At 44.6% G+C, this 20,873-nt stretch carries 16 protein-coding genes and 2 pseudogenes; all 18 read right to left on the bottom strand.

The genetic code is table 11. The annotated features are described in order from the left end of the window. Window positions 1–4: 4 nt before the first annotated feature. The 18 genes and pseudogenes from DW959_RS05140 to DW959_RS05050 all read right to left on the bottom strand — a co-directional run bounded on the left by DW959_RS05140 (window position 5) and on the right by DW959_RS05050 (window position 20,855). Entirely contained in the window at window positions 5–436 is a 432-nt protein-coding gene (locus DW959_RS05140) for a sigma-70 family RNA polymerase sigma factor (protein WP_005947719.1), read from the bottom strand. A 617-nt stretch (window positions 437–1,053) separates the two neighbouring features. Beyond that, window positions 1,054–3,546 carry an ABC transporter permease gene (locus DW959_RS05130; protein ID WP_118615594.1) on the bottom strand — a complete coding sequence of 831 codons (2,493 nt, stop codon included), beginning with the start codon at window positions 3,544–3,546 and terminating at the stop codon, window positions 1,054–1,056. Then, complete coding sequence (locus DW959_RS05125) at window positions 3,543–4,217, bottom strand: ABC transporter ATP-binding protein (protein WP_118615592.1); 675 nt, start codon at window positions 4,215–4,217, stop codon at window positions 3,543–3,545. The genes DW959_RS05130 and DW959_RS05125 overlap by 4 nt, the downstream gene beginning before the upstream one ends. A gap of 68 nt (window positions 4,218–4,285) precedes the next feature. Further along, a complete protein-coding gene (locus DW959_RS05120) occupies window positions 4,286–5,386 on the bottom strand; it encodes a HAMP domain-containing sensor histidine kinase (protein WP_347475323.1) in 1,101 nt (366 codons plus the stop codon). Then, the gene (locus tag DW959_RS05115; RefSeq protein WP_118615590.1) at window positions 5,374–6,051 is read right to left on the bottom strand and encodes a response regulator transcription factor; all 678 of its coding nucleotides are present in this window, start codon (window positions 6,049–6,051) and stop codon (window positions 5,374–5,376) included. Before DW959_RS05115 ends, DW959_RS05120 begins: the two co-directional genes overlap by 13 nt. A gap of 166 nt (window positions 6,052–6,217) precedes the next feature. Continuing rightward, window positions 6,218–6,987: pseudogene (locus tag DW959_RS05110) on the bottom strand (response regulator). Window positions 6,988–7,173: 186 nt separating this feature from the next. Further along, window positions 7,174–9,552: an FtsX-like permease family protein gene (locus DW959_RS05105; RefSeq protein ID WP_118615588.1), complete on the bottom strand. Its 2,379-nt coding sequence runs from the start codon at window positions 9,550–9,552 to the stop codon at window positions 7,174–7,176. A 14-nt stretch (window positions 9,553–9,566) separates the two neighbouring features. Next, complete coding sequence (locus DW959_RS05100) at window positions 9,567–10,232, bottom strand: ABC transporter ATP-binding protein (protein ID WP_005362411.1); 666 nt, start codon at window positions 10,230–10,232, stop codon at window positions 9,567–9,569. A 5-nt stretch (window positions 10,233–10,237) separates the two neighbouring features. Next, window positions 10,238–10,498, bottom strand: a complete 261-nt coding sequence (locus tag DW959_RS05095) for a hypothetical protein (RefSeq protein WP_117715724.1) — start codon at window positions 10,496–10,498, stop codon at window positions 10,238–10,240. A gap of 144 nt (window positions 10,499–10,642) precedes the next feature. Continuing rightward, entirely contained in the window at window positions 10,643–12,673 is a 2,031-nt protein-coding gene (locus DW959_RS05090; RefSeq protein ID WP_117715723.1) for an FtsX-like permease family protein, read from the bottom strand. A gap of 14 nt (window positions 12,674–12,687) precedes the next feature. Next, window positions 12,688–13,353, bottom strand: a complete 666-nt coding sequence (locus DW959_RS05085; protein ID WP_118615586.1) for an ABC transporter ATP-binding protein — start codon at window positions 13,351–13,353, stop codon at window positions 12,688–12,690. Window positions 13,354–13,529: 176 nt separating this feature from the next. Then, window positions 13,530–14,561, bottom strand: a complete 1,032-nt coding sequence (locus tag DW959_RS05080) for a HAMP domain-containing sensor histidine kinase (protein WP_117715687.1) — start codon at window positions 14,559–14,561, stop codon at window positions 13,530–13,532. Further along, window positions 14,558–15,254, bottom strand: a pseudogene (locus tag DW959_RS05075) (response regulator transcription factor). The gene DW959_RS05080 and the pseudogene DW959_RS05075 overlap by 4 nt, the downstream one beginning before the upstream one ends. Window positions 15,255–15,258: 4 nt before the next feature. After that, window positions 15,259–17,850, bottom strand: coding sequence for an ABC transporter permease (locus DW959_RS05070; RefSeq protein ID WP_227085120.1), 2,592 nt, complete (start codon window positions 17,848–17,850; stop codon window positions 15,259–15,261). Between the two features lies 1 nt (window position 17,851). Beyond that, window positions 17,852–18,514: an ABC transporter ATP-binding protein gene (locus DW959_RS05065; RefSeq protein ID WP_117715689.1), complete on the bottom strand. Its 663-nt coding sequence runs from the start codon at window positions 18,512–18,514 to the stop codon at window positions 17,852–17,854. A gap of 176 nt (window positions 18,515–18,690) precedes the next feature. Beyond that, window positions 18,691–19,107, bottom strand: a complete 417-nt coding sequence (locus tag DW959_RS05060; protein WP_117715690.1) for a hypothetical protein — start codon at window positions 19,105–19,107, stop codon at window positions 18,691–18,693. Between the two features lie 27 nt (window positions 19,108–19,134). Next, a complete protein-coding gene (locus DW959_RS05055; protein WP_117715691.1) occupies window positions 19,135–20,166 on the bottom strand; it encodes a HAMP domain-containing sensor histidine kinase in 1,032 nt (343 codons plus the stop codon). Next, window positions 20,163–20,855, bottom strand: a complete 693-nt coding sequence (locus tag DW959_RS05050) for a response regulator transcription factor (RefSeq protein ID WP_118615584.1) — start codon at window positions 20,853–20,855, stop codon at window positions 20,163–20,165. The genes DW959_RS05055 and DW959_RS05050 overlap by 4 nt, the downstream gene beginning before the upstream one ends. Window positions 20,856–20,873: the final 18 nt, after the last annotated feature.

Genomic DNA, 20,873 nt, shown 5'->3' with positions numbered 1-20,873 from the left:
GCGTTTAACCTCCCTCCGGCATGAACGCCATCAATTTTATACGCAGGTCTTTCAGGGTGCTTGTCCTGTGGCGCTGTACTGCGCTGCGGGACATTCCCATCAGGCGGCCGATTTCTTCGTCAGTCAAATCCAGAACAAAGCGGAGAATCAAAATACTCTGCTCGTCTTTTGGCAGGCTGGCAAACGCTTCGGCCACAAGCTCGTTGTCGATATGTAGGTCATAGCCATGCGAACTGAATATAAAGCTGTCGCAGGAATACCGATCTACGGTCGAGAGCTTGTCCCAATCAGCCGGGGAAAGAGCGTCCAGCGACACTTCACGGTCGCGGCGGCACTTCATTTCCCGCAGATAATCTATCGCCTCATGGTACAGAACCAGCTTGCAGTAGCGGTCAAACTGGCCCCATTCACCGTATTTGCGGGGGATCGCTTCCATCTTCTCACCCCCTTTCTGTGGGGGATGTGGTGGTTCTCTCCCTTTCCGCCAATAGAGCGAATGGAATCTCTCTGGCTGCCCGCTAAACGCCTCCTTTTTTCACTTTTTTGAAATTTCTTTTTGCGCCAGATAGCAGACCGCAGGAAACAACAAAATTCGCCCGGCAGGTCAAAGACCCACAGGGCGAAACAAAAAGCGATATGTTCTTTTCCTACATGGTATAGTACATACGCACAGCCGCTTGTCCCCGCTGCCGGGGGACGGCTTTTTTTGACAGGCTAACCCCTGTCAGAATTTGTCGAAGCGGTTTTCGTTGCATAGCGGCTCCCTCCTAAAGCCGCCATGCCAGAACACGGTGTAGGGGTCGTCGAAGCAAAAAGAAACGGCGGCCTTGATCTACTCAAAACCGCCGTATCAGTCAGTGATACAGGAAAGCGCACGAAATCCTCTGCCCGTCAGCGGTTTTTTTCTTTTCCCCGCTGTGGAGGCAGATGTTTCTTATTGATTTACCACAAGCATAAACTACAAATGTTACACAAATGTCCGAGGTGTCTTTGGTTTCGACAGAAAAACAGGCTGAATTGTTACAACGCTCGGACATTTCAAAAAATAGTGTTCTACTCAACCGTTTCAATCGAATCCACAATATTCATTTTTGAAATTTTCCGTAGCGGAATTGCTGTTGCCAGCAAGCAAGCTCCTACTGCCAAGAGGGTTGCTTCAAGAATGGGCATGACAGGGATTGCAACAAGCTGGATGGTGTCGCTCGTGGCCGCCTCAATGAAGATCGTACAAACATATCCCAGTACGCTTCCGATCACAGAGGCAATGATTCCGTAATATGCACCTTCCCAAAGAAAAGTTTTATAAAGGCTACCAGCGCTCATTCCAATGGCCCGCTGCATACCGATTTCTGTTACTCTGGTGTGAATATTTGTGTAAACGGTATTGATGATATTAAGAATACCGATCAGTCCAACGAAAAGGATCAGCCCCCATGCCAGCATTTGAATCTGTGCAAAGCTCTCTTTCAGTTGCTGGTCGCTTTCTTCATACGACAAGAATGTTGTCCCCGGCGTCCTATCACAAAATGCCTCGATAAATGTATCAAAAATTTCCCTGTCTGCGCCCTCGTTCAGCGTAGGAAAAAACTCTGAATAGGTATCTTTTCCCGTCAGGTGTTCATAGATAGCATCATCAACGATCACCTGAACACCATTTGTGAAACCGCCATTTCCAATACCAAGATAACCGTCATAGCCATCCAAGGTTTTCAAAACATTCAGCTCCATTCCCGCAACACAGATGCTTTCTCCGGCCTCTATATTTGTAAATTCAAGAACATCTTCGCCGTAGCTCATGGGAATAGGATTCCTTACTATACAGGCGTTCCCTGATTTCAGTTGTCCAAGCTGTTCTTCTGGTAATTGATCCCCCATAAAATAATCCCAATATTCATCGTTCAATCCGACAACCTGAAAAGTTTCACCGGGTTTCAGTTGAAATTCAAGACTGATTTCGTCGAGCAGCCCATTTTCATTTTGTTCGTAAAGCGAAAATTGTATGGCGGCTACACTTTGCACAGCTTCATTTTTCCGCAAAGTGTTCAGATCATCTGTGGTAAATCCAACACTTTCATTTGTGATCTGATAATCTCCTAAATGGTTATCTTGCAGTGCGCTTGCAGCGTTCAGGAGAGAGGAAAACCCTTGCAGCGCTATAAAAACCGTGATACTCATAACAAGGGACAAAATTGTAATTGCAGTACGGCCTTTATTTCTCTTTAAGTTCAGACGGGCATAGTATGCTTCAAAATTATGGATTTTCTTTGTTTTACGCTTTCTGCGGCGAATTTTCAGATTTGTTCCAGACATCGCCATAATGGGGGATACCCTTGCGGCTGATCTGGCTGCTGGCAATGCTGCAAACAGCGCAAACGCCAAAGTGATTGCTCCGCTTAAAACCAGTAAGGTTCCATTCAAAGAACTGTTCTCTGCTATTAGAGTTTTCAATTCAGAAGCATCCTGAACCAAGAACAATTCAGGGGAAACCAAGCCGGTAGCTGCCTCTAAAATTCCTCTGGCACTCAAGAAGCCAAGAAGCATACCAATAGGAATCCCAATCAGGCACAATAGGATTACTTCAATTACAATGATCTGATAAAGCTGTCCTTTTTCGCCTCCAATAGCCCGAAGTGTTCCATATCCCTTTATCCGTTTTGATACAGATATTTTCAGAATGTTGTAAATCACAAGACCAGCAGCCAGCAAAATCAAAGTACCCACTAATATCCCTGCGACTGTCATAAAAGAGAATCCCTTATCATTAGCGCCCTCGGAATTTGCAGTATAGGAAATTCCCAAAGCGTTCAAATATACAATATTGTAGCTGGTATCAAGCTCATGGATGTTCAATTCCTTATTGATGTCATCGACAACTGCTTGAAAACTCTTTTTATCGGCAGTCTGAATATCCACATTGTAATAAATATAAGATTCCGGTAGAAGTTGTTCAGCAGTTCCTTCCCCTACAACTCCCGTAACAGTGCCGCTTGTATATCCTAAGTAGTTATTTTTCAATATCCCTGTAAGAACAAATTCTGCTGTATAGGAATAGCTGTCCGCAATGTTGTGGCGAAGATTTTTTTGCAGTGAAAGTGTAATCTTATCTCCAATACCGCCCTCAAAGCCAAGATATTTCAGAATATCTTCCGAAAGAGCTATTTCCATCGGGGCTTCCGGCAGACGACCTTCTTCTACACTGGTACTGGATGGATAGATAGCGGCAGTATCATCCAAATATTCCATCAAACCAAGGGTAAGAGATGGGGAGAGTTCTAAACTTCCCATATAAATAGATTTCCCTACATAGGAAAGACGCTCATCTTGTTCCAGTGCGTGAAGCTGATCTGCATTCATCTGCAAAAAAGTGGCATATCGGTTTCCTCCGATAGCGATGGCCTGCTGTTCCCGCATTGCACTAAGTACGCCAATGGATTGTCCTACAATGGTTGTCATCATAGTAGACAGCACAACGGCAATCAAAATAAGAATAGAAGTGACTTTTTGGGACAGCAGTTCTTTCAATGCTAATGTACGATAAGATTTCATTTCGCTGTCACCTCCGTAAGCACACCATCTACAATCTGAAGCTGCCGGTCTGCCATTCGTGCAATACGGCTGTCATGGGTAATGACAACGAGAGCTTTCCCCATCTTTTTCCATACATTTTGAAGCAGTTCCATGACTTCGCCGCCGCTTTTGCTGTCCAGATTTCCCGTAGGCTCATCCGCAAAAATTACATCCGGCTTTGCAATCAAAGCGCGGGCAATGGCTACACGCTGCTGCTGGCCGCCGGATAACTCATGGGGCAGATGTTCCAAGCGGCCCTGAATGCCAAGCAGTTCTGTAAGTTGTTTCAGGTATGCTTCATCCGGTTTTTGCTTATCCAGCAAAAGAGGCATGATAATATTTTCTTTCGCCGTCAGAACCGGAAGCAGATTGAATTGCTGAAAAATAAATCCAATCCGTTTCCGGCGGAATGCCGACAACTCCTTATCGCTGTAACTGTAAATATCTTTACCATCGTAGGTCAGCGAGCCGGAAGATGGCTTATCCAAGCCGGAAAGCAAATGCAACAGGGTACTTTTTCCGCTTCCCGATGGCCCCATGATGGAAATAAAATCGCTGGATACAATTTCGAGATTTGCACGATCCAAAGCCACCACTCGGTTTTCACCGTCACCATAAATCTTTGATAAATTCTTTGCCTCAATATTCATAAAAAACACTCTCCTTATTTGTGGTATAAGGAGAGTGTAAATGATAAATCTCAAAAATCGCTCAAGGATTACGCGAAATAAAAAATAGCCGTTGCGGATGCACCGCCCCCGGCCCGATTTTCCAAAATCAATCGGCCACCATGTTTTTCACATAAAATTCTGCTGCTGTAAAGCCCCATTCCAAAATGTGAGGAATTACTACTTGTCGTTTCAAAGGGGGTTGGCCCATTCTGCACGAGAGACAGCGGATAACCAGCACCATCATCTTCTACATTCAAGGTCATAGAATCATTTTGCAGCGTTATTTGAATAGAGATTGCTTTTTCTGCAAATCGCGCCGCATTTCCAATCAGATTTTCCGCTACGGTAAGAAATAGCCCGTGATCTATACAAACTGTTCCGCCTGATGGGACTAAAACAGAAACTTTTTTGGATAGCGCCAACAGTCGTGCTGTTTCCTGCAATTCACTCTGCAAAACGGATAGTCTGATTTCTTTTGGCTTAACAGAGAGTTGTTCCAACTTTTGAACACTGCTCATAGCTTCTACATACTGCTCGATCCGTAAAGTGTAACTTTCCAGCCGGTCTATGGTCTGTTCGTCCTGAATACCTTGCCGCAAAAGTTTTACACTTCCTTTTAATACCGTAATCGGGTTACGCAGATCATGGGAAAATGCGGCATTGAGCCGTTTGCGTTCCTCGGCCTGTTGCCACAACAGCCGATTCGATTTCAGAAGTTCACTCCGCATTTCTTCAAAGGCAGCACATAGTTGTCCCATTTCATCGTTAGACAAAATCGGCAGCGAAAAATCCAGATCATTATTCTGAATCCGCATAATGCCATTTTGCAGGCAGGAAATAGGCTGTTTCAATTTGAGATAATAAAAAAGAAAGACTGAAACAATCAATCCGCCTACTGGAAAAAGAATACAGGAAACCGTCTGCACAATGTTTAGGGTAGCCAAAATACGCTGTTGTGACACCGTAGGAGATGGCAAAGGTACAACAGAGCCATCCGACAAGATTTCTACACCACCTAAAGGATAATGGTTTTCAATGCCTCGGCATAGGAAGATAACTGCCCCAAGCAGGAGAAATGCCACTGCCAAACAGGAGAGGGATAATAGCAGGAAAGATTTCTTTAGTCCCATATTTTTTAGGCGTTCCACCGATAACCACACCCCCAAACCGTTTCAATGTAATTATGCAATGTATGTGCTGCAAATTTAGCGCGTATTTTCCGAATATGCTCCATAATTGTATCGCTGTTTCCGTCCCCATCCAAGCCCCACACAAGCTCATAAATTCGCTCACGGTCAAAAACCTGTCCTGCATTGAGGGATAAAAGTTCTACAATCTCAAACTCCCTCTTAGATAGCGGGATGTTCTGATTATTGATTGTAACTGTTCGGGCGGAATAATCCAGTATCAATTTACCAAAGAAGCGCACTGCCGAATTATTTTGGCGTCGCTGCTCCCGGCGCAGATGTGCGGCAATACGCGCTCCCAATTCATCCAAATCAAAGGGCTTGACGATATAATCATCCGCCCCAGCCTGAAATCCAATGATCTTATCGCTGGATTCAATACGAGCAGTCAAAAAAAGAATGGGACAGGCAATGTGTTCCCGTATCTGCTGGCATACAGTCAGACCATCCATTCCCGGCATATTGATGTCCAATAAAATTAAATCTGGTTTGCAAACTACTTTTTTGAGCGCTTCTTGTCCGCTATAAGCAGTCAGAATATCATATTGTGTTTGAAAATAACTCTGTATCATATCAACAATACCGCGTTCATCATCAACGATCAGTAATTTAGGATTCAAAATCATGCACCTCCGTTCTTTATATGATATATGGTAAATCTCAAAAATTCCTCAACTTTCTATGAAACCACAGCCGCTACCATACATTATACGATATTCAGAACAAGCATTGAAGATAAAAAGGATTAAAAATGGCGGCCTTGCTTGACAAAGCCGCCGAATAAAAAAAGTTTCATTCCACAAAGAACAGAACCCGGCGGATCAGCTCCGGGATATTTACCGGGGCGGTGATATAGTCGTTCACGCCCTCATGCCGGTATTCATATTCCGTGGCAAGGTCGTTGTTCTCGGTGAGGATAAAGAACGGCAGAAGCCGGACAGGGGGATTCTTCATTTGGAACATCCCCGCCACCCGCCGTAGCGTATGAAACAGCTCCATTGCTGTGCCGTCCGGCAGTTCCAGATCGCACAAGATCAGTTCTATTTCCTTATCCTCAAAAATCCGGCGCTTGGCTTCCCAAATCGAGGAAACCAGAATCAGGTCAAAGCCCTTTTGTAGCATAGCAGCCCGCAGCACTTCGGCGCTGGTATCTTCTGCATAGACAAAGAGCAGCTTGTGAAAAGTCGGGGCCTTTTCGCCGGATAACTGCCGGTAAGCGTATTCCACCAGCTTATCTTGCAGCAGCAGCCCTTTCATTTTGTCCATGCACAGCGTCGCGCCCCGGCGTATAGCCTCTTGTTCGTAGTCGTCCCTGTCATGGCAGGACGCCAGATAAAAGGCAGCTCCTTGTCTGCGGCCCGCACCTCGTCCAGAAAGTCCATGCCGGAACCGTCCGGCAGGTCGAGATCACAGCAGACCACCAGCGGCATTTCCTCTTGGATGGCGGCCCGCGCTTCTTTCAGAGTGGAAGCCGTTTTTACCGGGTAGCCCCGGTGCTGTAAGTATTTTCGCAGACACCATGTATAGGTGTCGCTGTCGTCGATCAGCAGTATCTTTTTCATGTGTCCTCACCCCCAATATTGATTTACCACAAGCATAAACTACAAATGTTACACAAATGTCCGAGGTGCCTTTGATTTCGACAAAAAAACAGGCTGAATTGTTACAAAGCTCGGACATTTCAAAAATTTTTTGAGAAATGGCGAAAAAAGCGGGGCAGCACACGCCGCCCCGCCGATCCCATACGGTTATTCCATCGCCCGCATTTGTTCGATCAGGGATTGCTTTTTCTGTCTGCGGATTGTCCATACAGACAAGATCAGTTCCATTCCGAACAATACCAGAATGAACAGTCCCATTTCCAAAACCGGGAATTTGTAAGGCACTACATTTCCGGCAAAAGCTCCTATACTCATTTTTCTGCAAGCAAAGATGGAAGCCGGAAGCCCAACGATCAGCGTCGCCAATGTTGCAAAGAGCGCATAGCACAGCCCCTCACAGATGTTCATTTTACATAGCTGTTTTTGTGTTAGGCCGATAGAACGCAGAATACTGTTTTCCTGCTTTCGGGCTATCTGGTTAGAGAGTGTCGTATTGATAAGGTTGATAACGCCAAAGAGAAATACCAACCATGAAAGTATCTCCATACTGCCAAACGCAAAAGAATTTGTCATTTCTTCATATTCAATCACTGTATTGATTTCATCTAAGGCAATATTACTATGGCTGGCAACAATATTTTTCAATTCAGCTCCCACATAGTCCGTTTTTTTAGGGTCATTTACAATGCTCCATGAATAGTCAAAAGAGGTGATTTCCGGGTGCAGTTCGTGGAACAACGCTTCTGGTGCGAAAAAGAGTACTCCATCGAGGGCCAGTTTTCCATGCCCGGAAGGCGTCTTGTTGGAATCAAACAATCCTGATACAGTGACGGAAACAGGCGGTTGCCCCTCTCCAAAATAAAAGTCAACTGTTGAACCAACACCCATATCCTCATTCTGCTTTAGCACATTATAGTCAATTACAATACTACGGGAATCTTTTGGCATCGTTCCTGCTGTCAGAGCCGCTTCAACTGTTGCATAATTCTGGTCGGTCAGCATATCACACATACCACCGCTTTGGTAAATGTCCGTCTTAAGGGTTGCATAGAGAGATTGTCTGCTTGGAATTATATCTGTAACACCATCAATAGATAAGATTTCCTGTTTTAATTCTTCATTCAACGGATTTCCCGCTGCCATAACCTTTTCTTCTGTCATTTCAGAATCCAAATAAATTTTATAGTCGCCGTCCGGGAAAAACCGTCTTGCAAGCGCCTCTGGAGAACGCAGCAAAACAATGGAGGATACCACAAGCAGAATAATTCCGCCCAAACTCAATGAGGCTACAATAGCAACGGTCTTTTTTCGGTCACGCTTAAAATTCGCAATTCCCATTGAAACAGGATTGAGCTTGATATTCTTTTTTCGGCTTCGGATGTCCTTTTGTGCCGGGGTAAAACGGACGGCTTCAATCGGGGAAATCCCTGCCGCAATTTTTATCGGCTTACGGATGGAAACAGATACCATGATCCAACTGCTTATGAGTGTCAAAATAATCGTTGCCACATAGGAAACAGCATTAAATCCCTTGGGAAACAAAAGAAAACCGCCGCATACACCCAGCACTGTACCAATCAAAATCCCGATACTGCCGAGTTTACGCCCCTCCCGCTTTACAATCCGCTTGATTTGCTTTGGCGTTGCACCAATCGTCCGAAGCTGCCCGTAGCTCTTGATTTTGTCATTGATGGAGATACGGAAGATACTCTGGATCACAATATAGCCGCCGATCAGAACAATGGCAATCACGCCAGCCATCAGTGCAAAATCAAAGGATTTAGAAGCATAGGCAAAATACTTGCTGTTCATTTTGGGCATAGGAAGCTGATATTCCTCCGCAATCTCCCTGCAATAAGAGGTCATCAGTTCTTCGCCCAACTGGTCGCTGTTTTTGAAATGGACATAGGCGCGATAGCCAGTCGGGTCAAACCCTTTCCATCCTGTCAGGGCAGCGTTGGAAAGAATGATAGCGCAGGTATTCGCTTCTTTTTCATTTACGCTGTCCATAATGCCGGTAACGACATAATCACCATGAAAACTCTCTGTATCTAAGGTCACAGTGTCCCCGATCTTGGCATTGTTTCCATAGGTGGAAAGAAAGTATTCGCTTACAACAACTTCATTTGCTTTTTCAGGAACCCGGCCCTCTAACAACTCCATCTGCGCCTTGGCAATCTCCATCATTTGCGCGTCGCAATACACATAGGACGCATGATAGCCCTGTTCTGAAAGCTCCTCACCCAGCATATAGTAGCCGCCTACGCGCTCAAACTCCGGCAGTCCTTTCAGGGTTTCAATGTCGTTTTCCTCTACGCCCAGCCAGACCGCCTCATAAGTATCGACAACCTGATTGCGCTGCATTTGTGTCAGGGAGGTAGACACAATTCCCGTAAAGCAGATCAGAAATGCCGCCAGCGCAACGGCAATCACCACCATCAGATTCCGGCGCTTCTCGCTTTGCAAACTTTTCTTTGCCAGCTTCTTTGTAATGGCGCTGGTATCATTCTCAAAAGGCCATGTCATAGCCTGCCACCTCCTTACTCCACAATCTTGCCGTCCTCAATGCGGACAATCCGATCTGCAAGACGGGCTATGTCGTCATTGTGGGTAATCATCACAACAGTTTGCCGGAACTCTGCACTGGTGCGCTTGATAAGCCCCAGCACCTCGGCGCTGGTCTTGCTGTCAAGGTTGCCGGTCGGCTCGTCGGCCAGCACAATAGCCGGTTTGGTAATCAGGGCGCGTGCGATAGCCACACGCTGCTGCTGGCCGCCGGAAAGATTGTTCGGCATATTTTTCAGTTTATCTTCCAGCCCCAGCAGGTGAACGATCTCGTCCAAAAACTTCTGATCCACCGTGTCCCCGTCTAACTCCACCGGCAGGACGATGTTCTCATACACATTCAGGATGGGAACAAGGTTATAGTTCTGGAAGATAAAGCCGATGTTGCGGCGGCGGAAGATGGTAAGCTGCTCGTCGTTCATTTTTGACAGCTCTTTGTCCCGGACAATGACATTGCCGGAAGTAGGGGTGTCCAGCCCGCCCATCATGTGAAGCAGGGTAGACTTGCCGCTGCCGGAGGTTCCCACAACAGCCACAAACTCGCCGTCCTCCACGGAGAAGTTCACGCCGTCAAGGGCGCGGGTGATGTTCGGCTCTGTGCCGTAATATTTTTTCAGGTCGATAGTCTGTAAAATGCTCATAAAATTCAATCCTTTCTTTGTTTGTTGTAAATGCGGAACGCTGCTGCGCCGGTGGCCACCAACTGTACCAGAATCAGCACAGCGAACAGGCCGAAGCTCTCATAGTAGAACAATTCATCCCAAAACAGGAGAACATCACAGAGAGCAGTCAAGGCAACCACCCAGCGGATGTGCCGGGCCAGCCATTGCCAGAACACCAGCACAAGGGTAACGGGCGGGACGATCAGCAGCACCAGATTCAAAATCAATGTCGGAGTCAATTCCATTGCGTCGCCTCCTTGCCTTTGTTGATAAGGGTATTGTAAAACCCAAATGTCCGCAAAATGTTACAGCGACTAAGAAATTTCAATGAAAATCGGGGTGAAATGTTACGATGCTCGGACATTTTTATATTAGTCGGGTCTACTTCATTAGTCTACAATCCGTAATCTCTCAACCAACGGAGTTTTTTGTAAACTGTAAAAAGCGGAAATAGTAATCGTCAAAATAATCAGAACTACCACAATGCAATATACAGTAAACAATGTTAATGGAAATGTATATGACAAATAGAAAATCCCTGCACTTATCAAGCCTTTTATCAATATCTGCCCTAAAATAATTCCCAATATCAGAGTAAGTATCAGGCTCCCTACAGCCAGTACACAACTTTCGCATAGTGCCATTTTTCCTGTTTGTTTCCAAGTCATACCGATGGATTGAAGCATAGCGTATTCTCGCTTTTTTGTTGCTATATTTGTAATAATTGTGCTTGCAAAAGTGATGATACTAAAAAGCAGCAAGAATAGTGTTACTCCTATGATAGATATTCCTACCTGCCTGATAGTAGCTTCTTTTGAAGCAATCGCTTCCTGCATAGTCGTCAGTGTTAATCCATCTGACATATCCACTAATTTCTCTAAAGATATTATGGTGTGCTCCAATCCGGTATCATTTGCCTTTACGATCAACCTGATAGAAACATCAAAAGAAGCCGAATTTTCTGTTATCAATTCAGCAGGCATTAAAAACCAGCCGCCATAAATTGCTGTATTTGAATACAGATCACCATCTAATACGCCTCCCACCGTATAAGTTTTTTGGGTGCCATCCCCAAATGTAAATTCTACTGTATCGCCTTTAGAAATACCTTCTACACCATTTACAGCAACGATCTGGTTAGATTGAACAAGCTGTTGATAATCCAAATCGCCTGATTCTCTGAATTGCTGAATAGAGGCAAAATCATTATCGGTAATAATAGAAAGTTGATCTTTGCCTGTGCTATTTTTCCCTGCCCAACTAATATCTGTTTCAACAACTTGCTTTATATTGCTAATGTTTGGAAGCTCCATTATCTTTTGTTTGAAGTTTTCAATTTCCGAAACTTTCTCACTGTATTTACCAGTAGTATCAATCACAAATTGTCCATACTGGTAGACATCTTTTTTTACAATAGATTCGGGATCAATGGAAGCGGTATATGTTGCAGCTAAGACAAATAAAAGCCCGCTTAGGCCCAAAGAAAGCACAGAAACTAAAATGCTTTTCCAGTGTGATGTTATGCTTATGATTGCCAGCCCCAAAGAAGATAATTTTCGTTTTTCTTTGTTAGTAACCTTACAATCAAAGCGTTCCATCATATATTTGCTGGAAAGGATCGGGGAAATGCTGAGGGCTATTTTTGTAGGTCTATTTAACGATACTTTTACAACGAAATTGATGATAACACTAATGATTATCCCCCAGACTACCGCAGCGATCCAATCCCAACCATCAGGTTGCAACAAATATCCAGCAAGGCCACCAATTAGTAGACCAATCGGAACCCCAATTCTACATAAAAATTTTCTTTCGTAGCGCATGATTTTCTTTGTTTGCTGCTGTGTCATTCCGACAGTACGAAGTTGCCCAAATTGCCGCACCTGATTTACAACAGATAAATAGAAAACATTGTAAATTACTAAAGCACTCACAATTATAATGAAGATTGCCACCCCCATAAGAACCATGTTTTTCTGATTTAATAGTCCTCCGTTGGGCAAACTATCCATGAATAAGTCGTTTCTTGTTACATGATGAATGTCATATTTTGAAGATATATTATCGACCGCAGAAGAAAAACCATATTGCGTCATTTTTGTGGCATCAACAATGGTAATTGAAGCATCATATCCATTTTCTGTTTCAGTTACTTTGATGGATTCGATATTTTCCTCCCAATACAACAACTCGATTTGCTGCTGGGAAAGATCATAAAAAACAACTTGTGGTTGCCCTTCTGCCATTCTATCTTTTGTAGTTTCATATCCGCTTTCAAACATAACCAACATCATGAGTAGTGCTGTTGCAAAGACTATCGTAGTAAGCGAGAAAACTTTTTTAACTCGGTTTTTATCTATATCGTTTTTAGCAATTTTTTTCGTGATCGCACTGGTGTCGTTCTCAAAAGGCCATGTCATAGCTTGCCACCTCCTTACTCCACAATCTTGCCGTCCTCAATGCGGACAATCCAATCTGCAAGGCGGGCAATGTCATCATTGTGGGTAATCATCACTACGGTTTGCCGGAACTCCGCACTGGTACGCTTGATAAGCCCCAGCACCTCGGCACTGGTCTTGCTGTCAAGGTTGCCGGTCGGCTCGTCGGCCAGCACAATAGCCGGTTTGGTAATCAAGGCGCGGGCAATCGCCACACGCTGCTGCTGTCCGCCGGAAAGATTGTTCGGCATATTTTTCAGTTTATCTTCCAGCCCCAGCAGATGAACGATCTCGTCCAAAAACTTCTGATCCACCGTGTCCCCGTCCAGCTCCACCGGCAGGACGATGTTCTCATACACATTCAAGATGGGAACAAGGTTATAGTTCTGAAAGATAAAACCGATGTTGCGGCGGCGGAAGATGGTAAGCTGTTCATCGTTCTTCTTTGCCAGTTCTTCGCCCCGGACGATCACGGTTCCGCTGGTGGGAGTGTCCAGCCCGCCCATCATGTGAAGCAGGGTGGACTTGCCGCTGCCAGAGGTTCCCACAACGGCCCCAAATTCACCGTCATTTACAGAGAAGTTCACACCGTCAAGGGCGGGGGTGATGTTCGGCTCTGTGCCGTAATACTTTTTCAGATCAATCGTCTGCAAAACGCTCATACTCAAAACTCCTTTCAAGGCTTTCTGCCTGTTGATAAGGCTATTGTAAAACCCAAATGTCCGCGAAATGTTACAGCGGCCAAAAAATTTCATTGAAAATCGAGGTGAAATGTTACAACGTTCGGACATTTCAAAAAATTTACGGCGGGCAGCCGGAAATGGCCGTCCGCCGCGTTCTATTTTGTCGGCAGCATAATGGAAAATTCTGAACCCTTGCCCGGCTCCGAAACCACTTTGATATAGCCGCCTTGCCGCGTTACGATCTCGCGGGCCAGATACAGGCCAATGCCCACGCCCTGCTGTTCGTGTACTTCTTCCTCACGATAGAAGCGCCGGAAGATGGCAGCCTGATTGCTTTCGGAAATGCCCTTGCCGGTGTCGGCTACTTTGATCTCCACATACATTTCCCACAACACCACCGACACAGCGATTTTCCCGCCTGCCGGGGTGTACTTCACCGCATTGTCCAGCAGGTTAAAGAGGGCTTCGGATGTCCACTTGCTGTCATGGGAAAAGGTCAAATCCTCCGGGCAGTCCACGGACACAGCGATTTCCTTTTTCTCCGCCGCATACACGATCCCACTCATGGCCTGCGCCACAGTATCAAAAAGACGGCCCAGCTTCTTATCCAACTGGATCACGCCTGTTTCCAGACGGGAGGTTTTCACAAGGGCCTGAAAGAGAAAGTCCAGCTTATCCGTCTGGCTGCGGATTCCCCGGATAAAGTCGGTGCGCTCCGCCTCGGTCATAGGCTTTTCCAGCAGGGTGTCCGTCGCCATTTTCAGATTGCTTACCGGCGTTTTCACCTGATGGGAAATATCCGATACAAGGGTCTGTAACTCCTGCCGTTCCTCGTCCACCCGGCGGCGGTTCTCCTGCATGATCTGGTAAAGCCTTGCCAGCCGGTGTCCGATTCTGGCAAGCTGGGTTTCGCTGTCCTCTGGCCGCTGGGGTGCTTCATTTCCGGCGATCATGTGGTCTAAAGTCTGGCACAGGTCAGCGGTAAACTGCGACAGCCGCTTTCCAAACGCCTGCGTCAGTACAATAATCCCCACAAGGGCGCACAGTAGCAGCGCCCCGCCAGTCAGCAGCACCGCCGTCTGTTTTGTCACAAGAAACAGGGCTATGGTGATCCCGGACATGGAAAGGACAAGTCCTATTGCCACCAGGCTAAACAGCCGCTTTACCGATAGGTTTTGAAACTTCATTTTGCCTCGCCTCCCGTCCATTGATAACCCATGCCGTAAACGGTCTTGATGTAGGGCGCGCCGCCGTCGGATTCGATCTTGCTGCGAATCCGGCTGATGGAGGGTGTCAGGGTGTGTTCGTCCACAAACCTTTCGTCTATATCCCACAGCTTTTCCAAAAGCTGCCCACGGGTCAGCACTTGCCGGGGATTTTTACGGAACAGGTTCAGCATTTTGTACTCCATCGGGGATAGGGTCAGGGGCTTGCCGTTTAGGGAGGCCGCCTGCTCCGAGAAGTCCAGAAACAGCCGCCCGTCGTCGTAAATGTCCTTGGCCGGTTTGTGGTGTTCCAGCATGGCGAACATGGCTTTGATTTTCCGCTGCAAGGCCCCGATCACAAAGGGCTTTGTGATGTATGTAGTCCACCGCGCCCGCCTCATAGCCCCGTATCTGGTCGCTCTCCTGATCGTTGGCGGTCAGGAAAATTACAATGGTGTCCGGGTGCTGGGGCTTTATCAGCTTGCACAGCTCAAAACCATTTCCATCCGGCAGGTTGATGTCCAGCAGCACTAAATCAAATTCCCGGTGGCGGATGGCGTCGGCTGCGGTTCTGGCATTTAGGGCAGAAGTCACGCCGTAGCCGTCTGCGGTCAGGTTATAGTCTAACATCTTATTCAAAAAACTGTCGTCCTCGACAATTAAAATCTGCTTCATATCCTCACTTCCTTTTCTTTTTTAGTTTTTTATAAATAATTCCTGGAAAAATAATGCTGAACAATAATAAAAATACCATCAACGCAATCATTTCTTTTACCGGATAGCGGAAAGCGAAATAGGAAATCTGCATTTTCATATACCACTGCATGATACCAATCCCTAAATTCCCAAAACTCATAAGCAATCCACATAACAGTAACCAATAGAAAAGGCCCTCTGTTACAAACATTCGATATTCTTGTTTTTTTGTCATCCCTACACGTTCCAGGATTTTACACTCCCATTGCCGAAGCATAATATCCGATATTCTTGTATTTGCGAAATTCATAATTCCTATAAATATTAAAATTCCACTAATACTCATAAGCAGCCATCTACTTGTCTGAATATAGTTCTGCTCCTTTAGCAAACGTTCTGATTTAGAATCTAAATAAAACAAGTTCAATTTATCAGCGTGTCCATATTTTGATTGAAATTCCATATTATAATTGCGAATCATCTGATTCAGTCTTTCTCGGATAACTGACTCCTGATTTTTGTCAACATTAAATTGTATTTCAAAAATTTGTGGTGTTAATTTTTCTACCAGCCAATCATATGTAGTCTCTGTTACCAATAGGATATTTATATTTTTACCATCCCAGCACAATTTCATCTCTGGGAAATCATCCTCTGTTATATCCAGATAACCACAATTTACTAATTTCTCAGGAACTAAACTGCTCATTTCCGTACCAACCGGAACCAGATCATAAAATTCCATCTCTGTTCCTATATAATCCTGCACTTCTCCTGCTATATAATCTGACATCCTATGATCATGTAGCACGATTGTTCCATGATTATTTTGAAACTGCTCCCAATTTACTAGCTTATCATTTTTCTGAATAAAGTCTTTTAGTTCTTCCTGCTCCCCGATACTAACTGTCTGAATTACCGTGGATATTTTATCTCCATCGATTAGAATCTTTATATTCTCCTTGCCATTTTTTCCGACGATCGGATAAAATCCTTTAATGTTTTCTACTGAATGAAGTTCGTTTCCTATGGTCGTTTCAATATCATTCATAAGGGACTTCGGAAAAAACTTCATATTCTTTGTGTCCGGTGATGATTCAATTAAATAATTGCAAGCTTCCTCTGTAATTCCTATTTGGAAGTCCGGCTCTTTACTATAATAATTCTGTAAATCCACTCCGTTCACAATTACCGCAGAACATAATGCCAATTCGCACCCAAGCCATAATGACAAACTTGTTATCCCAAATGTTTTTTTATTCCGAAATAAATATTTCTTTGCAAGATAAATTTCAGGATGTTTTCCCCAGCAGCGGAATTTCTTTATCTTCGGTTTCTTCCTGCTTTTATGATAAGTAACCGCCTCCGTATATTTCATACACTCCAACGGACTTAATTTTCTCATTTTTCTTTTCAGACATTCCACTGCCACTCCCAACGTGAAAATCACAAGAACAATCGCTAGGATAAGAAGTTTGGGTTGAAAGAAAACCATTCTTTCTAATTTCCATGTATTCTCTGCATACATTTTTTCTAATAACAATGGCATAATACCCCATATAAACATTCCCCCTAAAACTGCTCCAGCGATACTTCCCGTAAGTCCTATTTTTAGCATCTCACGATTCATAACTTTAATATTCTGCTTTTGTTCCACACCAATTACTTGTAAAAGGCCATAACGTTGTAAATCTTTTTCCAGCGAAATATTTAGGATATTGTAAATAAACAAAAACATAGAAAGTAAAACCATAACCGAAAAAAAGACTGCAAATCCATAACTTCCCATCATTTCACTTATTGCCCGATATTCTGCTGGGTTCATACTTACAATTCTCTGTCCCTCATTCAACTTTATGTTATTTGTCAGCATATGTTCTATTTGCGAACCACTGGAATATTTCTTTGTATGATCTATTAAAATCCTACATGGCTCCCATTGAAGCCCGTTCTTCTCCATTGATTTCTCTGATATAAAAGCCACAGAAGCACCGGAGGTTTGATTTTGATACTCTGTAAAATACCCAGAAAGTAAAAAGTTCTGCATACCGGTTCCACTGGTATTGAAAATGTCATTCCAATAAAAATCCAGTTCAATTTCCATGCCCACTTCGGGATTCTTGATTCCAAGATATTGCAGAGTTTTCGTAGAAAGCATAATTTCATTTTCTTTTTCTGGATAGGTCCCTACCACATTTGTAAATGCAGGACGTATCATTTTTTCAAATCCGGTCACATCTGTAATGACGCAATCACAATATTTTATGGAATCATCTAATAATTTTCCTGCAAACTTTTCTTTCCCAATGCTTTCTATGCATGGTAGCTGTGTAAGCTGTTGTGTCATATCCGCTGTACCATTTTCAATATAGGTCGATACAGCCATACCATCGGCTTTCATATTTTTCTGAATATCAATCTCCATCTTCCCATAGATTAAAGAGAACACACTAAAAATCACGCCTACAGTAATTGTAATTACGATAAACAGTAGACGATTTCTGTTTTGATTCTTTTTCCTGGAAGCATCCATAAGCACTCTTTCAGCCGACTGATTACAATCGTAATTCTCCATCCTATACAACCCTCCCATCTTTCATCTGAATAATCCGATCTGCCATAGCTGCTATTCTTTCATCATGTGTAACGATAATCATTGTCTGGCTATATTTTTTACACATCTTTTTCAAAAATTTCATAACGGATATACTGGTTGTAGAATCTAAATTTCCTGTCAACTCGTCTCCCAAAAGTATGGTAGGATGTGTATAAATAGCTCTGGCGATTGCGACCCGCTGCTGTTGTCCACCAGATAAAGTCATAGGATTTTGTAATAGTTTTTCCTCAATTTCCAGTTCTTCAGCTATCCGCATTACTTCTTTTTTACTGATATTTCTTTCCATAAGTTTGGCAGGTAAAACTATATTTTCAAATACATTCATCTCTGGGATTAAATTAAAATTTTGAAAAATAAACCCAATATGCCATCTTCTGAAGGAACTCCTTTCCTCCATAGATAACTGTGTAATATCTACATCATTGATATAGACACATCCGTGTGTGGGATTTTCCAAACCACCTAGTAAATTGAGCAACGTGGTCTTTCCGCAACCTGAACTTCCCATAATAGCTACAAATTCATTTTCTTCAACTGTGAAAGATATATCATCAACTGCTCTTAAATAGTGTTCTCCATTAGAATATTCTTTTGTTAAAGATACTGTCTTTACTGCTGCCATATCAATCCACCCTTATCTTTTTCAGATAGTATAACAGGCAAATGTCCGCGAAATGTTACAGCGGCTAAAAAATTTCATTGAAAATCGGGGTGAAATGTTACAACGCTCGGACATTTCAAAAAATTTACGGCGGGCAGCCGGAAATGGCCGTCCGCCGAAACATACTACACAATCTTTTAGATAGATTGATTGTGAAATAATTTCAATCCAATCACCACATCTATCATAAGTTCCACAATGAGAATTATACTAATGGCAACATTAAAATTACATAGGTTATATAATCCGATATAGATTTCACAAGTAAGAAATACAACTTGCAGACACAAATTTAAGTATGTCACTAAATGCTCGTTAGTTCTATTCCACAATCTAAACAGGAACATTGTAAAAATAGGTTTTCCCGCAAAAGCAAAAAGCACTGACAATACCGGAACCCAAAATACATAGTAAGAATCTACTGCATTGCTGGGGGATGTACCTACCCATTGAATTGCTATTTTATCAGGAACAACGAAAAATAAAACAATAGATAAAATAACATTGATTATTAAGATGATTGTTGTTGCTTTGCAAAAATTGATTTTTTTCATGGTGTTTTCTCCTGTTATAAGTGTGCTTTATTTAGTCGGCAACATAATGGAAAATTCCGAACCCTTGCCCGGCTCCGAAACCACTTTGATATAGCCGCCCTGTAGCGTTACGATCTCGCGAGTCAGATACAGGCCAATGCCCACGCCCTGCTGTTCGTGTACTTCTTCCTCACGATAGAAGCGCCGAAAGATGGCGGCCTGATTGCTTTCGGAAATGCCCTTGCCGGTGTCGACTACTTTGATTTCCACATACATTTCCCACAGTACCACCGACACAGCGATTTTCCCGCCCGCCGGGGTGTACTTCACCGCATTGTCCAGCAGATTAAAGAGGGCCTCGGATGTCCACTTGCTGTCATGGAAAACGGTCAAATCCTCCGGGCAGTCCACGGACACGGCGATTTCCTTTTTCTCTGCTGCATACACAATTCCACTCATGGCCTGTGCCACGGTATCAAAGAGGCGGCCCGGTTTCTTATCCAACTGGATCACGCCCGTTTCCAGCCGGGAGGTTTTTACAAGGGCCTGAAAGAGAAAGTCCAGCTTATCCGTCTGGCTGCGGATTCCCCGGATAAAGTCGGTGCGCTCCGCCTCGGTCATGGGCTTTTCCAGCAGGGTGTCCGTCGCCATTTTCAGATTGCTCACCGGCGTTTTCACCTGATGGGAAATATCCGATACAAGGGTTTGTAACTCCTGCCGTTCCTCGTCCACCCGGCGGCGGTTCTCCTGCATGATCTGGTAAAGCCTTGCCAGCCGGTGTCCGATTCTGGCAAGCTGGGTTTCGCTGTCCTCTGGCCGCTGGGGCGCTTCATTCCCGGCGATCATGTGGTCTAAGGTCTGGCACAGGTCAGCGGTAAACTGCGACAGCCGCTTTCCAAACGCCTGCGTCAGTACAAAAATCCCCACAAGGGCGCACAGCAGCAGCGTCCCGCCTGTCAGCAGCACCGCAATCTGTTTTGTCACAAGAAACAGGGCTATGGTGATCCCGGACATGGAGAGGACAAGCTCCATTGCCACCCGGCCAAACAGCCGCTTTACCGAGAGGTTTTGAAACTTCATTTTGCCTCGCCTCCCGTCCATTGATACCCCATGCCGTAAACGGTCTTGATGTAGGGTGCGCCGCCGTCGGCTTCAATCTTGCTGCGAATCCGGCTGATAGAAGTTGTCAGGGTGTGTTCGTCCACAAACCTCTCGTCTATATCCCACAGCTTTTCCAAAAGCTGCCCACGGGTCAGCACTTGCCGGGGATTTTTACGAAACAGATTCAGCATTTTGTACTCCATCGGGGATAGGGTCAGGGGCTTGCCGTTTAGGGAAGCCGTCTGCTCCGAGAAGTCCAGAAACAGCCGCCCGTCGTCGTAAATGTCCTTGGCCGGTTTGTGGTGTTCCAGCATGGCAAACATGGCTTTGATTTTCCGCTGCAAGGCCCCGATCACAAAGGGCTTTGTGATGTAGTCCACCGCGCCCACCTCATAGCCCCGTATCTGGTCGCTCTCCTGATCGTTGGCGGTCAGGAATATTACTATGGTGTCCGGGTGCTGGGGCTTGATCAGCTTGCACAGCTCAAAACCGTTCCCATCTGGCAGGTTAATGTCCAGCAGCACAAGATCAAATTCCCGCTGGCGGATAGCGTCGGCTGCGGTTCTGGCATTTAGGGAAGAAGTCACACCGTAGCCATCTGCGGTCAGGTTATAGGCCAACATCTTATTCAAAAAACTGTCGTCCTCGACAATTAAAATCTGCTTCATATCCTCACTTCCTTTGCT

This window comes from Clostridium sp. AM46-21 (assembly GCF_003480025.1).
Classification (GTDB): Bacteria; Bacillota; Clostridia; order Lachnospirales; family Lachnospiraceae; genus Coprococcus; species Coprococcus ammoniilyticus.
The sequence above is the reverse complement of the archived record's forward strand: the minus strand, read 5'-3'. Positions and strand labels throughout refer to the sequence as shown.